Source organism: Marinobacter denitrificans (genome assembly GCF_008795955.1).
GTDB classification, from domain to species: Bacteria; Pseudomonadota; Gammaproteobacteria; order Pseudomonadales; family Oleiphilaceae; genus Marinobacter; species Marinobacter denitrificans.
In genome coordinates this window covers 254671-274877 of the sequence record NZ_VMHN01000003.1, presented here as the reverse complement: position 1 = coordinate 274877, position 20207 = coordinate 254671, and the positions used below count along the sequence as shown (strand labels likewise).

Annotated in this window: 18 protein-coding genes; 4 read left to right on the top strand and 14 right to left on the bottom strand. The window is 56.9% G+C overall.

Annotated elements, in window-relative coordinates:
- From FO268_RS13380 to FO268_RS13360, 5 genes are all read right to left on the bottom strand, one after another.
- Positions 1-771, bottom strand: a complete 771-nt coding sequence (locus tag FO268_RS13380; RefSeq protein ID WP_150993793.1) for an SDR family oxidoreductase — start codon at positions 769-771, stop codon at positions 1-3.
- 16 nt (positions 772-787) lie between these two features.
- Entirely contained in the window at positions 788-1477 is a 690-nt protein-coding gene (locus FO268_RS13375) for a histidine phosphatase family protein (protein ID WP_150993792.1), read from the bottom strand.
- Complete coding sequence (locus FO268_RS13370) at positions 1477-2541, bottom strand: phosphotransferase family protein (RefSeq protein WP_150993790.1); 1065 nt, start codon at positions 2539-2541, stop codon at positions 1477-1479. Before FO268_RS13370 ends, FO268_RS13375 begins: the two co-directional genes overlap by 1 nt.
- A gap of 41 nt (positions 2542-2582) precedes the next feature.
- Complete coding sequence (locus tag FO268_RS13365; protein ID WP_150993788.1) at positions 2583-3398, bottom strand: SDR family oxidoreductase; 816 nt, start codon at positions 3396-3398, stop codon at positions 2583-2585.
- A gap of 390 nt (positions 3399-3788) precedes the next feature.
- The gene (locus FO268_RS13360; protein WP_150993866.1) at positions 3789-5000 is read right to left on the bottom strand and encodes an acyl-CoA dehydrogenase family protein; all 1212 of its coding nucleotides are present in this window, start codon (positions 4998-5000) and stop codon (positions 3789-3791) included.
- Between the two features lie 120 nt (positions 5001-5120).
- On the opposite strand from FO268_RS13360, the gene FO268_RS13355 reads away from it, so the two are divergent.
- Complete coding sequence (locus FO268_RS13355; RefSeq protein ID WP_150993786.1) at positions 5121-6014, top strand: LysR family transcriptional regulator; 894 nt, start codon at positions 5121-5123, stop codon at positions 6012-6014.
- A 9-nt stretch (positions 6015-6023) separates the two neighbouring features.
- Here FO268_RS13355 and FO268_RS13350 read toward each other — a convergent pair whose 3' ends face one another.
- On the bottom strand, positions 6024-6380 hold the full coding sequence (locus FO268_RS13350; RefSeq protein ID WP_191966962.1) for a hypothetical protein: 357 nt from the start codon (positions 6378-6380) through the stop codon (positions 6024-6026).
- Positions 6381-6401: 21 nt separating this feature from the next.
- Complete coding sequence (locus FO268_RS13345) at positions 6402-7169, bottom strand: EAL domain-containing protein (protein ID WP_191966961.1); 768 nt, start codon at positions 7167-7169, stop codon at positions 6402-6404.
- 190 nt (positions 7170-7359) lie between these two features.
- On the opposite strand from FO268_RS13345, the gene FO268_RS13340 reads away from it, so the two are divergent.
- Positions 7360-8511 carry an isocitrate/isopropylmalate dehydrogenase family protein gene (locus FO268_RS13340; protein ID WP_150993784.1) on the top strand — a complete coding sequence of 384 codons (1152 nt, stop codon included), beginning with the start codon at positions 7360-7362 and terminating at the stop codon, positions 8509-8511.
- Here FO268_RS13340 and FO268_RS13335 read toward each other — a convergent pair whose 3' ends face one another.
- From FO268_RS13335 to FO268_RS13325, 3 genes are read right to left on the bottom strand one after another with little or no spacing between them, the layout of a single operon-like run.
- Positions 8512-9081, bottom strand: coding sequence for a DUF1439 domain-containing protein (locus tag FO268_RS13335; RefSeq protein ID WP_150993782.1), 570 nt, complete (start codon positions 9079-9081; stop codon positions 8512-8514).
- Positions 9082-9095: 14 nt separating this feature from the next.
- Positions 9096-9287: a CPXCG motif-containing cysteine-rich protein gene (locus FO268_RS13330; RefSeq protein WP_150993780.1), complete on the bottom strand. Its 192-nt coding sequence runs from the start codon at positions 9285-9287 to the stop codon at positions 9096-9098.
- A gap of 5 nt (positions 9288-9292) precedes the next feature.
- Positions 9293-10519, bottom strand: coding sequence for a pyridoxal phosphate-dependent aminotransferase (locus FO268_RS13325; RefSeq protein ID WP_150993778.1), 1227 nt, complete (start codon positions 10517-10519; stop codon positions 9293-9295).
- 258 nt (positions 10520-10777) lie between these two features.
- On the opposite strand from FO268_RS13325, the gene FO268_RS13320 reads away from it, so the two are divergent.
- Complete coding sequence (locus FO268_RS13320; protein ID WP_150993776.1) at positions 10778-11758, top strand: D-2-hydroxyacid dehydrogenase; 981 nt, start codon at positions 10778-10780, stop codon at positions 11756-11758.
- A 130-nt stretch (positions 11759-11888) separates the two neighbouring features.
- Here the strand turns inward: FO268_RS13320 and FO268_RS13315 are convergent, their stop codons facing one another.
- The 4 genes from FO268_RS13315 to FO268_RS13300 all read right to left on the bottom strand — a co-directional run bounded on the left by FO268_RS13315 (position 11889) and on the right by FO268_RS13300 (position 17933).
- Positions 11889-12554 (bottom strand): LuxR C-terminal-related transcriptional regulator, encoded by a 666-nt coding sequence (locus FO268_RS13315; protein ID WP_027831250.1) that lies wholly within the window; start codon positions 12552-12554, stop codon positions 11889-11891.
- A 44-nt stretch (positions 12555-12598) separates the two neighbouring features.
- Complete coding sequence (gene acs / locus FO268_RS13310) at positions 12599-14545, bottom strand: acetate--CoA ligase (protein ID WP_150993774.1); 1947 nt, start codon at positions 14543-14545, stop codon at positions 12599-12601.
- Between the two features lie 283 nt (positions 14546-14828).
- Positions 14829-16367 (bottom strand): fatty acyl-CoA reductase, encoded by a 1539-nt coding sequence (locus FO268_RS13305; protein ID WP_150993772.1) that lies wholly within the window; start codon positions 16365-16367, stop codon positions 14829-14831.
- 237 nt (positions 16368-16604) lie between these two features.
- On the bottom strand, positions 16605-17933 hold the full coding sequence (locus tag FO268_RS13300; RefSeq protein WP_150993770.1) for a MinD/ParA family ATP-binding protein: 1329 nt from the start codon (positions 17931-17933) through the stop codon (positions 16605-16607).
- Positions 17934-18223: 290 nt separating this feature from the next.
- Between FO268_RS13300 and FO268_RS13295 the strand changes: the two genes are divergently transcribed.
- On the top strand, positions 18224-20203 hold the full coding sequence (locus FO268_RS13295) for an HDOD domain-containing protein (protein ID WP_150993769.1): 1980 nt from the start codon (positions 18224-18226) through the stop codon (positions 20201-20203).
- The last annotated feature ends 4 nt before the right edge of the window (positions 20204-20207 follow it).

Genomic DNA, 20207 nt, shown 5'->3' with positions numbered 1-20207 from the left:
TCAGATGGTCAGGTAGCCGCCGTCCACATTGATGCAGGTACCTGTTGTGTAGCTGGAGGCGCCCGAGGCCAGATAAAGAACCGTGCCCGCCATCTCGTCCGGATCCGCCACTCGCTTCATCGGAATGTGGGCCATCGCCTGTTTCTTGATGGTTTCGTTGCTGGTCAGCGCACTGGCGAACTTGGTGTCCGTCAGCCCCGGCAACAGGGCGTTCACCCGCACATTCTGCTGGCCCAGTTCCATGGCGAAGGATTTGGTCATGGAGATAACCGCCGCCTTGGTCACCGAATAAATACCCTGGAAATGGCCCGGGTTCACCCCGTTTACAGACGCCACGTTGATAATGGAACCGCCACCGTTTTTCTTCATGATCTGCGCCCCACGGGCACACATGAAGAAATAGCCACGAATGTTTACGTCCACGGTCTTGTGATAGGCACCGAGGTCGGTGTCCTCAATCGGACCAAAATAGGGATTCGCCGCCGCGTTGTTCACCAGGATATCCAGCTTGCCGTGCTTTGCTTCGATGTACTGCCAGATGTCTTCAATCTGGTCCATTTCTCCGATATGGCAGGCATGGGCCTCGGCACTGCCGCCAGCCTCGCGAATGCTGCCGGCCACGGCTTCGCAACCATCAATCTTGCGGCTGCTGACGATCACATGGGCGCCATAGTTGGCCAGGGTACGGGCGATGCTCTCACCAATACCACGGCTGGCACCGGTGATCAGGGCCACTTTGCCGCTCAGGTCAAACAGGTCTTGCTTGCTCATTCTTCACCTCGGTTCGTTATCGGAAAGTCACCAGGGAGACGTCTTCCGCTTCCAGATGACTGTAATTATTGAACACCGCGAGGCTACGCCGTGCCTCAGAGTGCAGGATGCGGGTGACGCTGGTGTTGGCAATGACGGAATTCATATCCAGTGCCTTGCGATCACTCAGTTGCAGCAGGTGCTGGGCAATAACGGCAATGGGGCCCCCAGAAGTGGACACCAGGGTGTCGCCGCCGTCTGAGTATTCGATCAGTTGTTCCAGGGCGGTGATCACCCGCTTGCGGAAATCGCCCCAGGTTTCTGCGTATTCATCATCGTAGTCGCCACCGACCCAGCGAACCATGGCCTCCTCGAAAACCTGCTGGAACGCCCTGGCGGGTTTGGGAAACGCCGCCAGATCCCGCGCCATTCGGTCGCGGTCTCCCCATTCGGGGCGTAGGCGCTCAACCACCTGGGTATGATCAAACTCGTTGAAACCTTCTACCGCCTGCATATCCGGGAGGGTGTCGCCGTAGCCGCTGGTAATGGCTTCCACGGTTTCCCGGTGACGCTCCATATTGCCGCCAAACACCGCGCTGGGCGTTACCTTGCCAGCGAGCCAACGGCCCAGGACACGGCCCTGCTCCCAACCCCTGGGCGACAACTGGTCATAGTTTTCTTTACCAAAACTGGCCTGCCCGTGGCGAATCAGATAAATCGTTGCCATTACAGGTCGCTCGCCTCGATCAGTCGCTGGCAACGCTTCTCCAGGTAATTGGCGGCATGGCCAAAGGCGGCGAAGCGCTTGTCTTTGGTCTGGCCATGGTAGAAGCGGTAATAGATCTGCTGGACAATCACCGCCAGCCGGAACAGGCCGTAGATTTCATAGAAGTCGAAGTTGTCGATTTTCAGGCCGGACTTCTCCGCGTAGTAAGCGACCACTTCCCTGCGGGTCAGCATTCCGGGCTGATGCGTGGGCTGGCGACGAAGCATTTGGAACGGGCCTTCGTCATCCGCCTCAATCCAGTACGCCAGACTATTGCCCAGGTCCATCAACGGGTCCCCGATGGTCGCCATTTCCCAGTCCAGAACGCCGATCACCTCGAACGGGTTGTCCGGATTCAGTACCACATTATCGAAGCGGTAGTCGTTGTGGATGACGACTTGGGCGACATCCTCCGGCATCTTGTCATTCAGCCATGTCATGACTGTCTCGAAGTCACCCACGTCATCGGTTTTCGCTTTGCGGAAGCGGTCACTCCAGCCGCCAATCTGGCGCTGTACATAGCCCGCGCCCTTGCCCAGCTTGTCCAGGCCAGTGGCTTTGGCATCTACCTTATGCAGATCCACCAGCTTATCGATCACGTTCAGGCACAGCTTGGGGGTATCTGCCTCGCTGAGCTCGAAGTCCTTGGGGAAATCCTGCCTCAGGATGATGCCCTTCAGGCGTTCCATCACGTAGAAATCGCAGCCCAGTACGTCATGATCATCACAGATGGCGACGATATTCGGAACATAGGGGAACTCAGGCTTGAGAGCCCGCATTACCTTCGCTTCCCGCAGCATGTCATGGGCGGACTTGGCGATCTTGCCGAACGGCGGCCGGCGCAGGACGTAGGAACGGTCGCCGTAATCTACCTGGTAGGTCAGGTTGGAAGCACCGCCGGGGTACTGCTTGATTGCAGGCGCGCCTTCCAGGTCCGGAATGGCCTGCTTCATGAAGCGGTCAACAGCCGCAACATCCAGCTCTTCGCCTTCGCGGATATCAACAGCCTGGTCAATCTGGGTCATTCGGCTCTCCCTTACTTCCTGATTCTGTGTTAAACGGTGACTTAAGCCTTACCGCCCATTTTCTTCATCCAGCGCTTACTCTCCTGGTGCATCAACCAGTCAAACGCCTTGGGCGCATGGCGCTTGACCATCCACATACGGCGTTCTTTGGCATGGGGCAGCACCCAGAAATCGCCCTTTTCCACCGCGCGAATAATATCGTCAGCCACATTTTCAGCGGTGATGGTGGAGCGCTTCATCAGTTTGTTCACATTCTGCTGGATACCGGGAATATCCGACCGCATGCTGCTGGTGAGATTGGTCTGGAAAAACGCCGGGCACACGCAGCTGACGTGTATGCCGGAGTCTCTCAATTCCTGGCTCAGGGTTTCCGAGAGCGCAATCACACCTGCCTTCGATACATTGTAGCTATCCATCAGCGGCGCGAGCATGAGCCCTGCCATGGAGGCGATATTCACAAACGCGCCGGCACCCTGCTTCTTGAACTGCGGGGTAAAAGCCTTGCAGCCCCGAACCACACCCAGCACGTTGATGTCCATGATCCATTCCCAGTCGGCCATGGTGGTGTCTTCAATGGAACCCGCGGAGGCAACGCCGGCGTTGTTGACCACAACGTCCACCCCACCCCATTTACCGGTCAGGTCCGCGCAGATTTTCTCCAGGTCCGTCAGCCGGCGCACATCGCACTCAACGAAGTAACCTTCGCCACCGGCGTTGTTAATCTCCTGCTCGACGGCAACCCCCTGCTCCGGGTTAATATCACCGATGCAGACCTTCGCGCCCTTTTTGGCATACTTCAACGCAATCGCCCGGCCCAGGCCACTGGCCCCGCCGGTTATAAATACTCTTTGTTTCATCGTTATTTTCCGCTGTGTTTTCGTGATTATGAATTTGGCGCATGAGCCGTCGACGGGGAGGTCCTTCTGAAACACGCTGTAAATACGTCCCTGTACGCTCCGCTCCGCCATCCATGGCTCCGCAGGGTTTCAGAAGAACCTCCCCATCGCCGGCTCCCAGACATTTCAGCTAGCCGATCCACTTTTCCAGACAGCCTGTTGCTTTACTCCGCTTCCCCTCACAGACCTGCTCCTGAGTTAGCCGGAGACGGCGGGAGGATGTGTCAGAAACTGTACGGAGCCATGGAGGGCGGAGTCCAAGCGTCACATGGATGTGCCGAAGGAGCGTGTTTCTGACACATCCTCCCGCCGTCTCCAAGCTCCCAGTCAGAGGGCCACGATAAAAGCAGGTCAGCCCCGATACTTGGCCAGCTCCAACCGGGCAACCATCGCACGGTGAACCTCATCCGGCCCATCGGCCAGGCGCAGAACCCGAGCATAGGCGAACAACTGGGTCAGGGGGAAATCGTCATCGCTGACACCGGCACCACCGTGAATCTGAATGGCATCGTCCACAATCTGCTGGAGCATCTTGGGAATCACCGCCTTGATCATCGACACTTCCTGCAAAGCACCCGAAATACCCTTGGTATCCAGCGCCCAGGCGCATTTCAATGTCAGCAACCGAGCCTGCTCAATCGACATACGCGCATTGGCAATAATGTCCGGGTTACCGCCCAGCTTGGCAATCGGGCGACCGAAGGCTTCGCGGCTGGTGGCGCGCTTGATCAGCAATTCCAGAGTGCGTTCTGCCGCACCAATGGCCCGCATGCAATGGTGTACGCGGCCAGGCCCGAGACGGCCTTGTGCGATTTCAAAACCGCGGCCCGGGCCGGCGATGAAGGCGCTCTTGGGCAGGCGCACGTTCTCGAAAGACACCACCCCGTGGCCATAAGGCTCATCGTAGGCGCCGAAGACAGGCAGCATGCGTTCGATTTTGACACCCGGGGTGTCCAGCGGTACCAGCACCATGGAATGGCGGCGGTGCTTGTGCGCGTCCGGGTCTGTCAGGCCCATGAAAATGGCGACCTTGCAGTCCGGGTGGCCCACACCTGTGCTCCACCATTTGCGGCCGTTGAGGACGACTTCATCACCTTCAACGATGGCGGTGGCTTCCATATTGGTGGCGTCTGAGGACGCAACGGCGGGCTCGGTCATGCAGAAAGCCGAGCGTACTTCACCACTTTGCAGGCGTGGCAGCCATTCGGCTTTCTGTTCTTCTGAGCCGTAGTGGATCAGCACTTCCATGTTGCCGGTGTCCGGGGCGTTGCAGTTGAAGATTTCCGGGGCAATGAAGCTGCGGCCGGTTTCTTCGGCAATCAGGGCGTAGTCGGAGTTCAGCAGGCCGCAGCCATTTTTCTCGTCCGGGAAGAACATATTCCACAGACCTTCGGCTTTGGCTTTTTCCTTCAGTTCGTTGATGATGGGCAGCACCACCCAGCGGTTTTCCTGCGCCATCAATTCCTTGTGGTACTGCTCTTCAATAGGGAAGATTTCTTCCTTCATGAAGGTTTTGACGCGCTTGAGATAGTCCTGGCCTTTCTCGGAAATATTGAAATCCATCGCCGTATCCTCGTGGTTAAACCAATATGACACCAGTCTAGATTTCTCCTAACTATTACGCGACTGAATTATTCTTATCCTTTATCATAAGAACTGTTTATTCGCGAACAGGAGGCGCCCATGGCACTCAACCGGCTGGATCTGAACCTGCTGCATGTATTCGACACCATATACCGGGAAGGCAGCCTTACCCGTGCGGCCAGAGCCCTGCACCTTACCCAGCCGGCGGTCAGCCATTCCCTGTCACGGTTGCGGGAGCATTTCGATGACCCCTTGTTCAGCCGTCAGGGCAACCAGATGGTACCCACGCCCCTGGCCCGTCGCTTTCTGGAATCCATGCGACCCGGGCTGACCCAGATCCAGAGCGCGGTTAACCAGTTCCACGCGTTCGACCCCGCCAACCAGCGTAAAACCTACTCACTGGCATTGCGGGATATCCTGGAATCGACCTTTTTGCCAAAACTGATGGGCCGGCTTGAGAGCTACCCGGAGCTCGAAATCATCAGCCAGAGAGTGCCCCGACGGGACATGGAAACCCAGTTGGCCGCAGGCAAGCTGGATTTTGCGGTGGATGTACTATTGCCAGTCAGCAATCAGACTGGCCATGACCTGTTACGGCGGGATCGCCTGGTGGTGCTGGCACGAAAGGGGCACCCGCTGATCGCCGGCGAACTGACGATGGACAAATACCTGGAAGCGAAACACGTGCTTGTGTCATCCCGCTCCGAGGGGCCGGGCATCGAGGATTTCGAGCTGTCGCGTTTCGGGGTGCAGCGAAACATCAGGCTGCGATGCCAGCATTATTACGCCGCTTGTCGCGTAGCAGAGGGAACCGATCTGCTACTGACCATGCCGGAGAATTACGCACGGATTATCGCAGAGCGGGCGGATATCGACATTCACACTACCCCGGCGGACCTGCCTCCTATTGATGTGCACTTGTACTGGCACAAAGCCTATGAGCGGGAGCCGGCGCTGGTATGGTTCCGGGAGCAACTGAACAGCATTGCGTGACCCCGGCCGCTAATAGGCGCCCACGAGTTTCAGGAACCCCAGGAACCCGGCGGCCGTGATACCCAGTGAGGCGACGACAATACCGAAGCCCCACCAGATCGCAGCCGCATCCGACACCGGCACGTCATGCCCGCGCAGTGTGCGATAAAAGGCCCATGGACCAAGGACGAAAGCCCCCAGAACGGCGAAGACCAGGCCCACACCCACACCCGCAAACGTCCAGGTGGCCAGCACCGTGGCATGGTCAGATACCTGCTCCTTGACGCCGTGGCGAAGCAGGAACTGCTTGCAGAAGAACCAGATCAGGGCGAACAGGACTATGACGAAAATGAGCCCGCCAACGATGGTAATCAGGCGATAGAACAAAGTTGATCCTCGAACGCTTTTCTAACAGGGAAAGTAAGGCTCTGGCAGGCATTCAAACCCCGGCTTGGCGAAGAGATACCCCTGAAACAGGGTAATGCCCTGAGACCGCAACCAGAAGTACTCTTCTTTAACCTCGACACCTTCAGCTACGATTTGCCCACCGAGCTGCTTCATCATCGTGATGATACCAGCAACAACCGCCTGTTTGTTCGGCTCTTTGTGAACGTCCCGCACCAGGCCCATATCAAGCTTCAGCAGGTTTGGGGGACTGGCGATCAGGATGTTGTAGCGAGAATAACCGGCGCCAAAGTCATCCAGGGCGGTATGGAACCCCATCTCCTTGTAGGAATTGATGATATTCACCAGATGATCGAGCGATGACAGATCCTCGGTCTCGATCAGCTCAAATATGATTTTGCGGGTATCAAATTTGTACGTCTGTGCAGCAGCGAGCGTGGTCCTGATGCAATACTCGGGGTTGTACACCGCATTGGGCATGAAGTTGATACTCAGCCTCGTTTCCATACCCAAGCGAGCCGCCAGCTTTACGGCTTTTACCCGGCATATCTGGTCAAAGGAGTAGCGGTTTTTCTCATTGACCTTCGAGAGAACATGGTAGGCACCCTCCCCCTCCGGCCCACGCACCAGGGCTTCGTACGCATAAACAGTCTCGTTGGTAATATCGACGATCGGCTGGAATGCAAAGGTAAATGCGAAATCGAGTCCTTCTCCACAGGCGCATTGCTCGCAATGAGACTCATCAAACAAAACGGCAGGCTTATTATCCACTGCAACTCCTGACCAGATTTATGGCTCGCTCTTCGGAACCTGACTATAACAATCAAATGCACTATAGCCATCAAAGCATTGCCGGTAAAACCTATGTCTTGTTAAATCGTGTGGAATCCCTGTGACACCCGACTACACTGGGAACACGCGATTCTTTATACGAGCAAAGCGACCCGAAGGAGTAACCGGAATGGCCCAGAATATCCGCATCGCCGTAACCCCCGGTGACGGCATCGGCCCTGAAGTGGTTGCCGAGGCAGTACACTGCCTGGAAGCGCTAAGGTCCCGCCACAGCCTGCCCCTGGAGTGGACCCGCTTCCCCTGGCCATCCCATGCCTGGCATGAAGAAAATGGTGAATCCATGCCGGCTGACGCTCTCGACCAGTTGAAACAGTACGACGCGATTCTTCTGGGGGCGCTTGGGGACCCGGGCCCGGTCGACGACCCGGAACGCTACCTGTTGCCTGACAGCATTTCCCTGGCGCCACTGCTGGATATGCGCAAAGGCTTCGATCAATGGGTCTGCGAACGGCCTGCCAGGCTGCTGCCGGGTGCCCGCCAGTACCTTGCAGACGAGCGCGCCAAAGACATCGACATGCTCGTGATCCGTGAGAACAGCGAGGGCGAGTATGTTAGCCAGGGCGGCCGCCTGCGCAAGGGTTCACCGGACGAAGTGGCCACCCAGATGGAAGTGTTCACCCGCCGGGCCACCGACCGGATTATCCGCTATGGTTTTGAGCAGGCCCGGCTGCGGGCGGCCGCACGTGCCGAACAGGGCAGAACCCGCCATTTCCGGACCCTGGATGGAAAAACCTGCGAAAGCCAGGTGTGCATTGTCACCAAGCGCAACGCCCTGCGTTACTGGGGAGACATGTACTCAGAAGCCTTCGAGGAAATGGCAAAGCAGTACCCGGATGTGGCCACCCACCATGAGCTGGTGGATGCAGCCTGCATGAAGTTTGTTCAGGCCCCCTGGGCTTTCGACGTGGTGGTTGCCAGTAACCTGCAAGGCGACATCCTGACCGATCTGGCGGCGGTGCTCTCCGGCGGGATGGGGGTAGCTCCCTCCTGCAACCTCAATCCTGACGACCCAAACATGCCTTCGATGTTCGAACCGACCCACGGGAGTGCGCCGGACATTGCCGGGCAGGGGCTCGCCGACCCCACAGCCATGCTGTTTACCACGGCACGTATGCTGGACTGGCTGGGGCGGAACAACCCGGCATTAGCCGCAGCTGGCCAGGAACTGTTCGATGCCGTCGCTGCAGACCTGGCTGAAAATGCCGGCACCAGGCGCGGCACCCAGGAAATTGGCAAGGCCGTCCGCGACCGCCTGAAATAACTAGTCGGCCATAACAAACTCAAGCCGCCCGGGCGCTACGCGTACGCCCATGGGGACCATGCCGAACATCCGCTGGGTGAAGTCCGCTTCATCCAGTCGGTACACCGGCATGGTTTCCAGCATCTGGGCGACAGCCCTCATAACCGTGTCGGTTACAGGCTTCAGGTCCCCCTTGAAATAGGGCGAATCAATACTACTCTCGAGTAACTGCAGACGGCGGATGTAAATGGCTTTCTCTTCGCTGTCGTAAACCGGAGCACCCTCCACTTTCAGGGCAATGTCCACTGGCAGCTTGGCCAACAGGGCATTCAGGGACACCTGACCACGCAAATCAATCACCGCCACGTCACGGCCATCCGGGCCCAGGGTGATATCCGCATTGCTCAGGTTAAGGCTCAGTGGTGAGCCACTTTGCAACTGCTGCCGGTCAAAGGCGCTGACGGTATCCTGAAGGTGGCGCTCCAGTGTTGCCTCGGATATGGAATAGGGGGACAGGCTGGCACAGCCTCCCAGTAACGCGACGGAAATCAGCACGATAACCGAGATAAAACGGGAAGGGGTGATGAACATCAGGGCAAATCTCCTTATTCGTTCTCGGCCCGGACGTCCACCGTTGGGGTCAGATTATCGTCCAGGACAACATGGACCACGATGGGCTGGCAGCACACCTGGCAATCCTCTACGTACTCCTGATCAGCCACTGAAGGGTCGACGCTGAGGTCCAGCGTCTCCCAACAGTAAGGGCATTGGATGAGCACCGAGTCCAGGGCTGACATGGTGGTCAGAACTGCTGTTTCGCCATCCAGGGAATGATCCTGTCGAACGCTTCCTCCAGCTTCTCACAAGTGGTCGAGAAACTGATACGGACGGCGTTGGTGCAGGCTTCACCGAAGGCGTCACCGGGAACCAGGCAGACGCCGGTTTCCTTGAGCATCCGCAGTGCGAGATCAGAGCCATCCACATGCCGAGGCAGATCCGGGAAGGCAAAGAAGGCACCTCCGGGTTTGTAACCTGTCATGTAAGGCGTTTGATCAATCAGTTCCACCACCTTGTCGCGGCGTTCACGATAGATGTCCACCATGTTCCTGACACACTGCTGATCGCCAGTCAGGGCGGCTACACCGGCAAACTGCGAAGGCGTGTTCGCTACTGAGGTCGTGAACATGTGGAACCGGCGGAGGGATTTGATGGCGGCCTGGCTTGCAATCACCCAGCCTACCCGCAGCCCCGCCATACTGTAGGTCTTGGAGAAACTGCTGATGCACATGATGTTATCCAGATCCATCGAGCAGTTCAGCACGCTGGCGAAGTCATCATCGTCGAAAATCAGATGGTCGTAGACCTCATCCGCGTATACCTGGATACCACGGTAGGCGCACTCTTCGAGAATGGTCTCAATGGTGCTGCGGGGGTAAACCGCCCCCGTTGGGTTATTCGGATTGTTGAGGATCAGGGCAAACGTCCGAGACCCCATCGCGCGGATGACCTCATCGGGATCCAGTTGATGATCGTTTTCCGCGTGGGTGGGGACGAACTTCACCTCACCGCCATTCATGCGAATCAACGGTGCATAAAGCAGAAAGGACGGGTCCGTCACAATGAACTGACGCCCGGGTGCTGACGTGGCCGAAATCGCCAGGTACATGGCCTCGGTGGCGCCACTGGTAATCAGGATATTGTCCCGTGTCAGCTTGCGATCGTAGCGGGCCCCGTAATAATCGCGCAGCGCTACGAGTAGCTCAGGCAGGCCCGCGTCCATGGTGTAGCCTGTCTGCCCCGCATTGAGGGCATCGATATAGGCATCGATGACATGCTTGGGTGTCGGCAAATCCGGCTGACCGATGGAAAGATGGATGACATCCTTCATGGTGGCCGCCATATTCACCATGCGACGAATGCCCGGCACCGGAACCGCCTGCATGGCCGGATTCCAGCTGGCCTTGTTCTTGCGATACTTAACCTTACGCGGTTTGGTCTGGCCGGTTTCTTTATTGGCGGCTTCTGCCATAAACACCTCCTGAAACGGGGCAAAATAGTAGCTACCCCTGCAGGTTAGTCAGTAAACAGGGGGCGTACAAGACATAAAACAGAAAGATTCAACGGATGACCCAAGACGTTGTCAGCGCCGTCGTTACAGGGCCTACGACCTTTATCCTATAACGGCTCAGGTTGACCAGTTCACAGACAGATACCAGACTGTAAATCTGACATCCGGACTGTCGATTCCCGCGACCGGACGCGGACAAACTGCATTGGCGGAGGATAGATGACCCAACACAGCAAACCGGTTGTGACCGTTCTGACAGCGCCCGGAGAAAAGGAACCTCCCGGCATGGATGCACTGAGGGCTCGGGCAGAGGTCCGCTTTGCCAGTGACGAACCCACGCTGCGGGAAACCCTGCCCGGTACCGACGTGATGATGGTGACGGACTTCCGCACGGAAGCACTGGCTGCTGCCTGGCCTTCAGCCGACAAACTGAAGTGGATTCATGCCACCAGTGCCGGTGTTGATGCCCTGATGTTTCCCGATCTGATCAACGGCGATGTCGTTGTGACCAACGCCCGGGGTATCTTCGACCGTACCATTGCCGAATACGTGCTGTGCACCATCCTGATGTTCGCCAAGGACTTCCCTCGCTCGCTGAAGCTTCAGGCTGAGCACAAATGGCAGCACCGGGACACAGAGAGAGCCGCGGGTAAACAGGTGCTGATCGTGGGCGCTGGCTCCATCGGCGGCCAGATTGCCCGCTTGTGCAAGGCCGCCAGCCTGAAGCCCCATGGCATTGCCCGTAAGCCACGCCACGACGACCCGGACTTTATCGCAGTTCATGGCAACGACGACCTGACAGAACAGTTGGGCCTGGCGGACTTTGTGGTGATTGCCGCTCCCCTCACCCCCCAGACCGAAGGCCTGTTCGACGAGAAAGCCTTCCAGGCCATGCGCAAGTCTGCTCGCCTGATCAACATAGGCCGTGGTCCGGTGGTGAAAACCGACGATCTGATCAAAGCACTGAATAACGGTGACATCGCCGGCGCCGCCCTGGATGTGTTTGAGGAAGAGCCCTTGCCCGAGGATCATCCGCTCTGGGACATGGAGAACGTGATCATGACGGCCCACATGTCGGGGGATTTCATCGGCTGGAAACGGGCACTGACCGATCAGTTCCTGGAAAATCTGGACCGGTGGCACAAGGGCGAGGAGCTGTTCAATTTTGTGGACAAGAAGTTGGGGTATGCCAGCAAGTGAGGGCCCCTTTCATGTTGTAGGTCGGATTAGCCGCAGGCGTAATCCGACAAAACCAGACTTCCCTCCATTAAAAAAGCGGAAATCCAAAAACAGGATTTCCGCTTTTTTATCAGTAAAACCTTCAGACCACTCAGCTGCCAGACAACGATGTATCCGAAGGATCAATCTCCATCTGTTGGATCGCAATTACCGCCTGGGTCCGGTTACGAACCCCCAGCTTCCGGAATACCGCTGTAATATGCGCCTTGATGGTGGCCTCTGACACATCCAGATCGTACGCAATCTGTTTGTTCAGAAGCCCCTCGGCCAGCATACCCAGCACCCGGAACTGCTGCGGCGTCAGCGACGCCAGTTTCTCGGAGAAATCCGTCATGTCCGAATGCATACGCTCGATCTTGTCCGCCACGCCTTCCGGCAACCAGACGTCCCCTTCCAGGACCGCCTGAATAGCCTCGGTGATGGTCGGCAACGGCGCGGACTTCGGAATGAAGCCCGACGCCCCGTAGTCGATCGAGCGACGCATGACCTGCATTTCCTCCGATCCTGACACAACCACCACCGGCAGCCCCGGATACTGCCCGCGCATGAACACGAGCCCGGAGAAGCCATGGGCGCCCGGCATGTTCAGATCCAGCAGTACCAGATCCGCATCCGGATGCGACTCTACCGCCGCCTGCAGCGCCTTGATGCTGTCCACTTCCACTGTTCTGGCATCAGGTACCGCCTGACTGACCGCCTGCTTCAAAGCTGCTCGAAACAGCGGGTGATCATCGGCGACGATAATGGTTTGTGTCATTCAACAGATTCCTCACAGGGTCACAGCCTGATCACAGGCAGGCCTTACTTGTTCGCACGACCGCTGATCAGGTCATCCACCACACCCGGGTCCGCCAGCGTGGAGGTATCGCCAAGCTGATCGTGCTCGTTTGATGCAATCTTACGCAAAATCCGACGCATAATCTTGCCAGAACGTGTTTTTGGGAGTCCAGGCGCCCACTGAATGATATCCGGAGATGCAATCGGACCAATTTCCTTGCGCACCCACTGGACCAGTTCTTTCTTGAGCTCGTCTGACGGCTCCTCACCGTGAACCAGGGTCACATAGACATAGATGCCCTGCCCCTTGATCTCATGCGGATAGCCTACCACAGCCGCTTCGGCAACCTTGTCGTGGGCTACCAGGGCACTTTCTACCTCGGCGGTCCCAAGACGGTGACCGGATACGTTCAACACGTCGTCTACACGGCCGGTAATCCAGTAGTAGCCGTCTTCATCACGGCGGGCACCGTCACCAGTGAAGTACATCCCCTTGTAGGTGCTGAAGTAGGTCTGCTTGAAGCGCTCGTGGTCGCCGTAGATGGTACGCATCTGGCCGGGCCAGCTGTCGAGGATAACCAGGTTGCCCTCGGTCTTGCCTTCCAGAATCTTGCCATCGTTATCCACCAGCGCCGGCTTCACACCAAAGAACGGCACTGTGGCGGAGCCAGGCTTCAGATCAATGGCGCCAGGCAGCGGGGAAATCAGGATGCCACCGGTCTCGGTCTGCCACCAGGTGTCCACAATCGGGCACTTGCTGTTGCCGATCACACGATGGTACCACTCCCAGGCTTCCGGGTTGATCGGCTCACCCACTGAACCCAGCAGGCGCAGACTTTCACGGGTAGTGCCGTTCATGCAGGACTCGCCTTCCGCCATCAGGGCGCGGATTGCGGTGGGCGCGGTGTAGAGGATATTCACCTTGTGCTTGTCCACTACCTGGCCCATGCGGGAGGTATCCGGATAGTTAGGCACGCCTTCGAACAGCACAGTGACTGCGCCGTTAGCCAGCGGGCCGTAGAGGATATAGCTGTGACCGGTGACCCAGCCGAAGTCGGCTGTACACCAGTAAACGTCGCCATCGTGATAATCAAACACGTACTGGTGGGTCATTGAGGTGTAGACCATGTAGCCACCGGTGGTATGCAGCACGCCTTTCGGAGCGCCGGTAGAACCGGAGGTGTAGAGCATGAACAACGGATCTTCCGCATTCATGGGCTCCGCCGGGCAGTCGGTAGACGCGCCCTTCATCAGCTCTTCATAGTTCTGGTCACGGCCTTCGTTCCAGGGCACGTCACCACCCGTGCGCTTGACCACAATCACCTTGTCGACGTCCGCACCGGCTTCATTGTTCAGTGCCGCATCCACGTTTTTCTTCAGCGGGATCTTGCGGCCACCGCGTACACCTTCATCGGCGGTTACCACAAAGCGCGATTTACCATTGGCGATGCGCGCGCCGAGCGCCTCCGGTGAGAACCCACCGAAGACAACAGAGTGAATGGCGCCGATGCGGGCACAGGCGAGCATGGCAACGCCGGTTTCGACAATCATGGGCATGTAGATGGTGACCACGTCGCCTTTCTTGACGCCCTGATCTTTCAGGACATTGGCGAACTTGCAGGTTTCTTCGTACAGTTCGCGATAGGTCACATTACGGGAATCGGCGGGGTCATCACCTTCGAAAATAATCGCCGTCTGGTCACCGCGTTTTTCGAGGTGACGGTCCAGGCAGTTGGCGGCGGCGTTTAGCTGGCCATCCTCGAACCACTTGATGGAGAGGTTGTCGTAGTCGTAAGTGGTGTTCTTTACTTTCGAGAAAGGCTTGATCCAGTCAAGGCGTTTGCCGTGTTCGGCCCAGAAGGTTTCCGGGTCGTCTATTGACTGGCGGTACATCGTTTCGTACTGATCCCGGTTTAGCAGGGCTCGTTTGGCCACGTCCGGGCTTACCGGATAAACCTGTTTATCAGTCATTGTGCTCCCCCTTTAGTTAGAGTCTGTTGTCATTATCGGTTTTGTAATTTAGAGCGTGCGGGCAAAAAAAGCCCTGAAGACGGATACCCATAGTTCAACATGCGTGCCAGTGAACAATGAATTAGACTAACGTCCTAATGCGCCAGCACTTTTAGCCAAAACGACGACTTTACAAGGGGTAAGGCTGGTGTTCAGGAGCCTGCCATAAAGGATAGACCCGCTGGCAGAAACAACAAGTGAAAAGCGGATCCCCGGGAGACAGGGATCCACCATCATGCAGTTTTCAGGCGGCTTTCTTCCGGGGCCGGGCAGCGCGCAGGCTGTACAGTTTGCGTTCATTGAGGGCGTATCGATTGAGACCACCAAGGTGGATCTTGCGCAGGTAAAGCTGCCAGTCAATCTGGCGTGCATCCACCGGGTACAACACCCTGTCCAGTTCTCCCATACGGGAGGCCAGCGCTATCAGCCCGTCATTGCGGAAAATATAATCCGGCGCTGTGTAAAATCCGAAGATAGTTGCCAGTGATCGGGTAGTATCCAGATTTTTCAGAACTTTCAGCTCCCTGTTCTGACCTGCCAGCCTCAGCGCCTTCCCGGCCATGGACAGTGGAAAGCGCATGCCACCCACGACCACATCGAACAGTTTACGATTAACGGCAATAAAAGGCTTGGTGGGTTGGCGATAGAACAACTGCTCGTAGTCGGCATAATTGGACTTCGCCTCGGCCATCAGATGGTCGATAAACTCGCCCAGGGAAATCGGATTGGAACTGCCGCTGCAACACTGATAAATCCTTCGCTGTGGGGGCTCGGTGATTGCTTCAGCCAGGGACAGAATGATGCTGTTGGCCACCAGGTCCACCGGAATGACATCAATGACGCCACTGCGTTTGCCGGGGAACAGGGACACCTTGCCACGGGCATAGGCCAGAATAATGGCGTCGGCAACCTTCACACCCTCTATCCAGCCGGGCGATGGTTCTTCCAGCGCGCTCTCTATGATGGATGGGCGAACGATGGTGAGCGACCGGCCCGCCAGGGCCTTCATCAACAGTTGCTCGCCAAGCCACTTGGTAAAGGTGTAGGTATCACTCCAGCCATAGATATTGGCTTCACGAATCCCCAGGTCGACCAGTTTCTTCTCCAGCATTTTACCGGAATAGCGGGAACGGACATCCGCAATCTTGTCCTGCAGCAGATGCACCAGTTCATCGATTTCATAGTGACCATCATTACTGCGCGGAATGGCATCCCCCGCAGGCTTGATCACGGATTCTGTGACCTGCCCGGAATTTTTCCCGTTTACGTAACAGGTGGATACCTGGATGACTGCCATCTGGCTGTTCAACCGCGCCAGTGCTGCCACGTTCTCCAGGCACAGTGTGTTGATTTTCAGGGCCTTGTCGAGCTCTTCCCGGAAGTTGACACTGGCCGCGGAATTGATAAATGCATCCACCTGGCCGGCAAGGGCCTGGAAACGGTCCGGTGTCAGGCCGAAGCGGGGCTCTGTAACCTCACCGGTAATACAGTGAACGCGGTCTTCGAGAAAATTCTCGAAAGCTTCGTTGTCTTCGTGACGAAGGCGTTCGAATACCGACGAACTGGCGATTTCGTTGTTAAAACGCTCGCGGGCTCCGGGGTGCCGCTTGTTGCCCCGGATTAACAGATGTATACCGCCGATATCCGGTACCGTGCGGATCAGCTTTTCCAGCACCACCTTACCGAGAAACCCGGTAGTACCGGTGATAAGCACGTGTTTGCCACGAAGCTGTTCCAGAACGCCGGACGCTGACGTTCCGGTTTGTAGATGCGGTTTTGCCATGGCGTGAACTCCTTCTCTAAGTCACTGTGCAGCCATTACGTGCAGGTGGTTTCAGGTAAAAAATAACGGTTCCCTGACCACTGCATTTTGCGGGCCACGATTCCGGGAAGTAAGGTCAATGTTTGCACAGACGCCATTACAGTGCGGTGACACACAGCAAAGTTACGCTACAAAAAGCGTAAATAAAATGACGATAAAATAAGGTGATTTCCGGGAAAAAAAGGAGACAGAAAACGGTCAGGATCCATTCCTGTCTTTATCTGCCAGGGACCGTAACAACTGGTCCAGGGAAATATCGGAAGGCTGCTCCCTGAGCGCCCGTACAAGCCTGCTCTGGTCGCCGAAGCTGATACGGTCATAATAGGGTTCACGGTCTTTTCTGGACGCTTCTCTGTGGACACGGCTCTGACCGGAAGAGGGCTTACCTGCCTCCGGGTCAACGCGGCTGGCAATGTGGTGGAGGTGGGTAGCCAGATGGACACGCTGGTCTTTCTCCAGTCGTTCCCAGTCAAGAGAAGCCATACCGGTCTGGATAATTTCGATTGTGTCTGCATCAATTGTGCGCCCCAACAGTGCAAAAAAGCCGTTAAACGCTTCATAACGCAGCAAAGAAGCGTCATTGTTTTCTTCCAGCACCTTGCCTATTTCGGCAATCAGCCGCTTGCACTCCGCAGCGGGATCTGGCGGAGCAACCGGCTCATTGATTTCGGGGGCAGCAGCAGATAATGCAGGTGCAGTGGATACCCGATGCCAATATGCCGCAATTCCGGCCTTTCGCGGGGGGAGCTGGCGCAACCGCACATTAAGCATGTCGCAAAGCGTACGAAACTGGCGACAGGAAGGGTCCGAAGGATGCATCAGCGCCACCGGCCGTTGATTCAGTACCGACTGGCGCAGCGTTTCATCCCGCCAGATCGCCCCCAGGTAATGTAGCTGTATTCCCAGGTGACGTTGAGCCGCGGCCTCCAGGCGCTGATAAACAGACCTGGCCTGGCTCGCGCCCTGGGCCATATTGACCAGCACACTGGGCGTCCTTCGATAACCACGGCGAATCAGCAGTTTGATAAGAGAAAAAGCATCAGTCAGTGAGGCCGGGTCAGGCGTGACCACCAGGCAGGCCAGCTCCGCCGCAGCAATCATGTGCATCCCGGTTTTCTGCAATCCCGAGGCGGTATCCGTGATCACATAATCGTAGTCTTTCTCCAGCCGTGAGAGCGCCCTGAGCACACGCAGACTTTCGTCTGCCGCCATATCCACGCACTGCTCGACACCCGACGCCCCCGGAACAATGTGAAGCCCCCATTCTGCCTCCATAATAACGTCGCGAAGGCTGCACTCACCGGCCATCACATTGGCCAGGGTACGTGTGGGATAGCGCCCCAGCATGATGCTGACATTGGCAAGGTCGGTGTCAGCGTCCAGCAGAAGTACCTTGTGGCCTTCGCGGGCAAGGGTAAGAGAAAGGTTCAGCGCAACAGATGTTTTACCCACACCCCCCTTGCCACCGGTAATCGCCAGTGTTCGGGGTTGGCTCTGATGCTGCCTGGTCGAGAGAGAGTCCGTCATGGGTTCTTGTTTGGCGCCGGGATTTTGTGCACTGGGTCAAAGTGTAACCCGGACAGAGCTCTAACTGTAGCCAAAAACGTGCTATCTGAGCGGGCGAAAATGGATAAATCAGCTACATTTTATCTGTAAAAAGTTTACACACATCACAAGCCGGGTAATACTCTGCCTAAAAAAGGAACAATAACTGTTTAATAAGCGCGGCTTATTGTCTAAGCTCAGATCCCATGTTTTTTTCATGAACAAACTGTCAGAAACTGACGACTAATTCGGTATCGAATACAGGCAGGCTTATGCAGATTGCCCCTGACATACAGTTACCAAGTCTCCCGGAGGTCACCCTCAGGGCGCTGGAAGCCTGTCATCAGGATGAGAATTATCGCAGGATCAGTGACATTGTGTCGGCAGACACCGCACTGGTGTCACGGGTACTTGCCCTTGCCAATTCAGCCCTGTACGGCCCGGTTGCGGAAATCCGCTCAATAGACCAGGCCCTGCTCCGGCTCGGAACACGCCGCTTTCACACCCTGGTGCTGACCGCCGCCCTGCGACAGATTCTGTATGAGCTGGGGGCCGACCAATGGCAGCAACTCAGGGATTTCTGGCGACATTCCCTCACCACCGCCCTGACGGCCCGGGCACTGGCCACGCTGACGCGCTACCCCGAGCCCGACCAGGCCTTCATGCTGGGCATGCTTCATAACGTGGGTGAACTGATTGCCCTCAAGACGCCAGCTGGAGATACACAACAGTATTATTTTGACCACCAGGCGGACATCGCTGCAGCGCTTGTCAGTTCCTGGGGGCTTGGCTCCATGGCCGCCGACGCCATGCGTTACCAGCAGGCCATGCCAACGGAGATTCGCGATGCCGGCCATCTGGTCAAACTGATCAGCCTTGCCACACGGCTTGCTCAGTCCGACGCAGCCGGTATTGCCGCCGCCGGTACCATATTCGGGCTTAACGAAGAACTGACACGGGAAATCAACCGGCGTATTGACCAGGAAGTCACTGGCGTGGCCGAATCCCTCGGAATACCGCTGTCTGAGGAATACGATGCCAGCCATTCCAACCGCAAGCTCAAACACACAATACTCAAACAGGCTATGGCCAATCAGGCGCTGGGCCTGTCGCCGCTGGGAGGAAGTGCGCAGGAGTATCTGGCCGCAACCGTCAACAGCCTGACGCTGATCACTGGCCTGCCGGCTCTGTATTTCGGTCAGACAGGGGATGGCCTGACCCTGCTGTCTGCCAGCACCGGCGACGCCCCCGATCTCACGGTGGCCAGCGGTCCAGCCACGAGTGTTCTCACTGAAGCTTTCACCAGCGGGACTGCCCTTTGCCTGGGCGACCGTGCGCCAACGGTGCTTGACCGACAACTGTTATCGTTACTGAAAACCCCTTCGCTGGTTGCCATCCCCGTGGCTGGTGACGAGCAGTGCGGCGGGGTGTTTGCTGTAGGGACCGATAACAACAACTCAGGGCAAACAGAAGAGTTGGGAAGACTGTTCAGCGCGAAACTCTCACAAGCTGTTACCAGCATGCTTTCTCAGCGGGGCGAGAGCCGGGAGAATATCGACGTCGAACTGGCCCGGGACGCTATCCGGCGGCAGGTTCACGAGGTCAGCAACCCGCTAACCATTATACGGCAGTATATTTATCAGCTGAGAAACCGGCTCGACGATGACGAAGTTCAGGAAGAGCTGGATGTTATCCGGGACGAACTCGATCGGGCTGGCGATCTTCTGCTACAGATCAGTCGCACTCCGGGCTATGACTCCCCCGAAGCCCCCGGAGTCTGTAACCTTAATGACGAACTGAGAACACTGCGTGACCTGTTGGAAGACAGCCTTTTCAGCGGCGACGAAAAGACATTGACGCTGGATCTTTGCGAGGAACCAACCGACGTTTCGGTCCCCCGTGCAGTGATCCGGCAAGTGGTGATCAACCTGGTCCGCAATGCTGCGGAGAGCCTGTCCGAGGGTGGCGATGTCTCCATCCACACACTGGCTCCGTTCTGGCAAGGCGGAAAAACCTGGGTTGAACTGGAGATAGCGGATACTGGCAAAGGAATTCCTGCCGACATCCGCACACACCTGTTTTCTCCGGTTCGATCCACGAAAGGCAAGGGCCACAGCGGACTCGGCCTGAGCGTAGTAAAACAACTCATTGATGACATGGAGGGCATCATTAATTGCCGCACAGGGCGTGGAGGGACGGCATTCCGGATACTGTTCCCCTCGGCGGCAAATAACAAAAACGATGATGAATGACGAA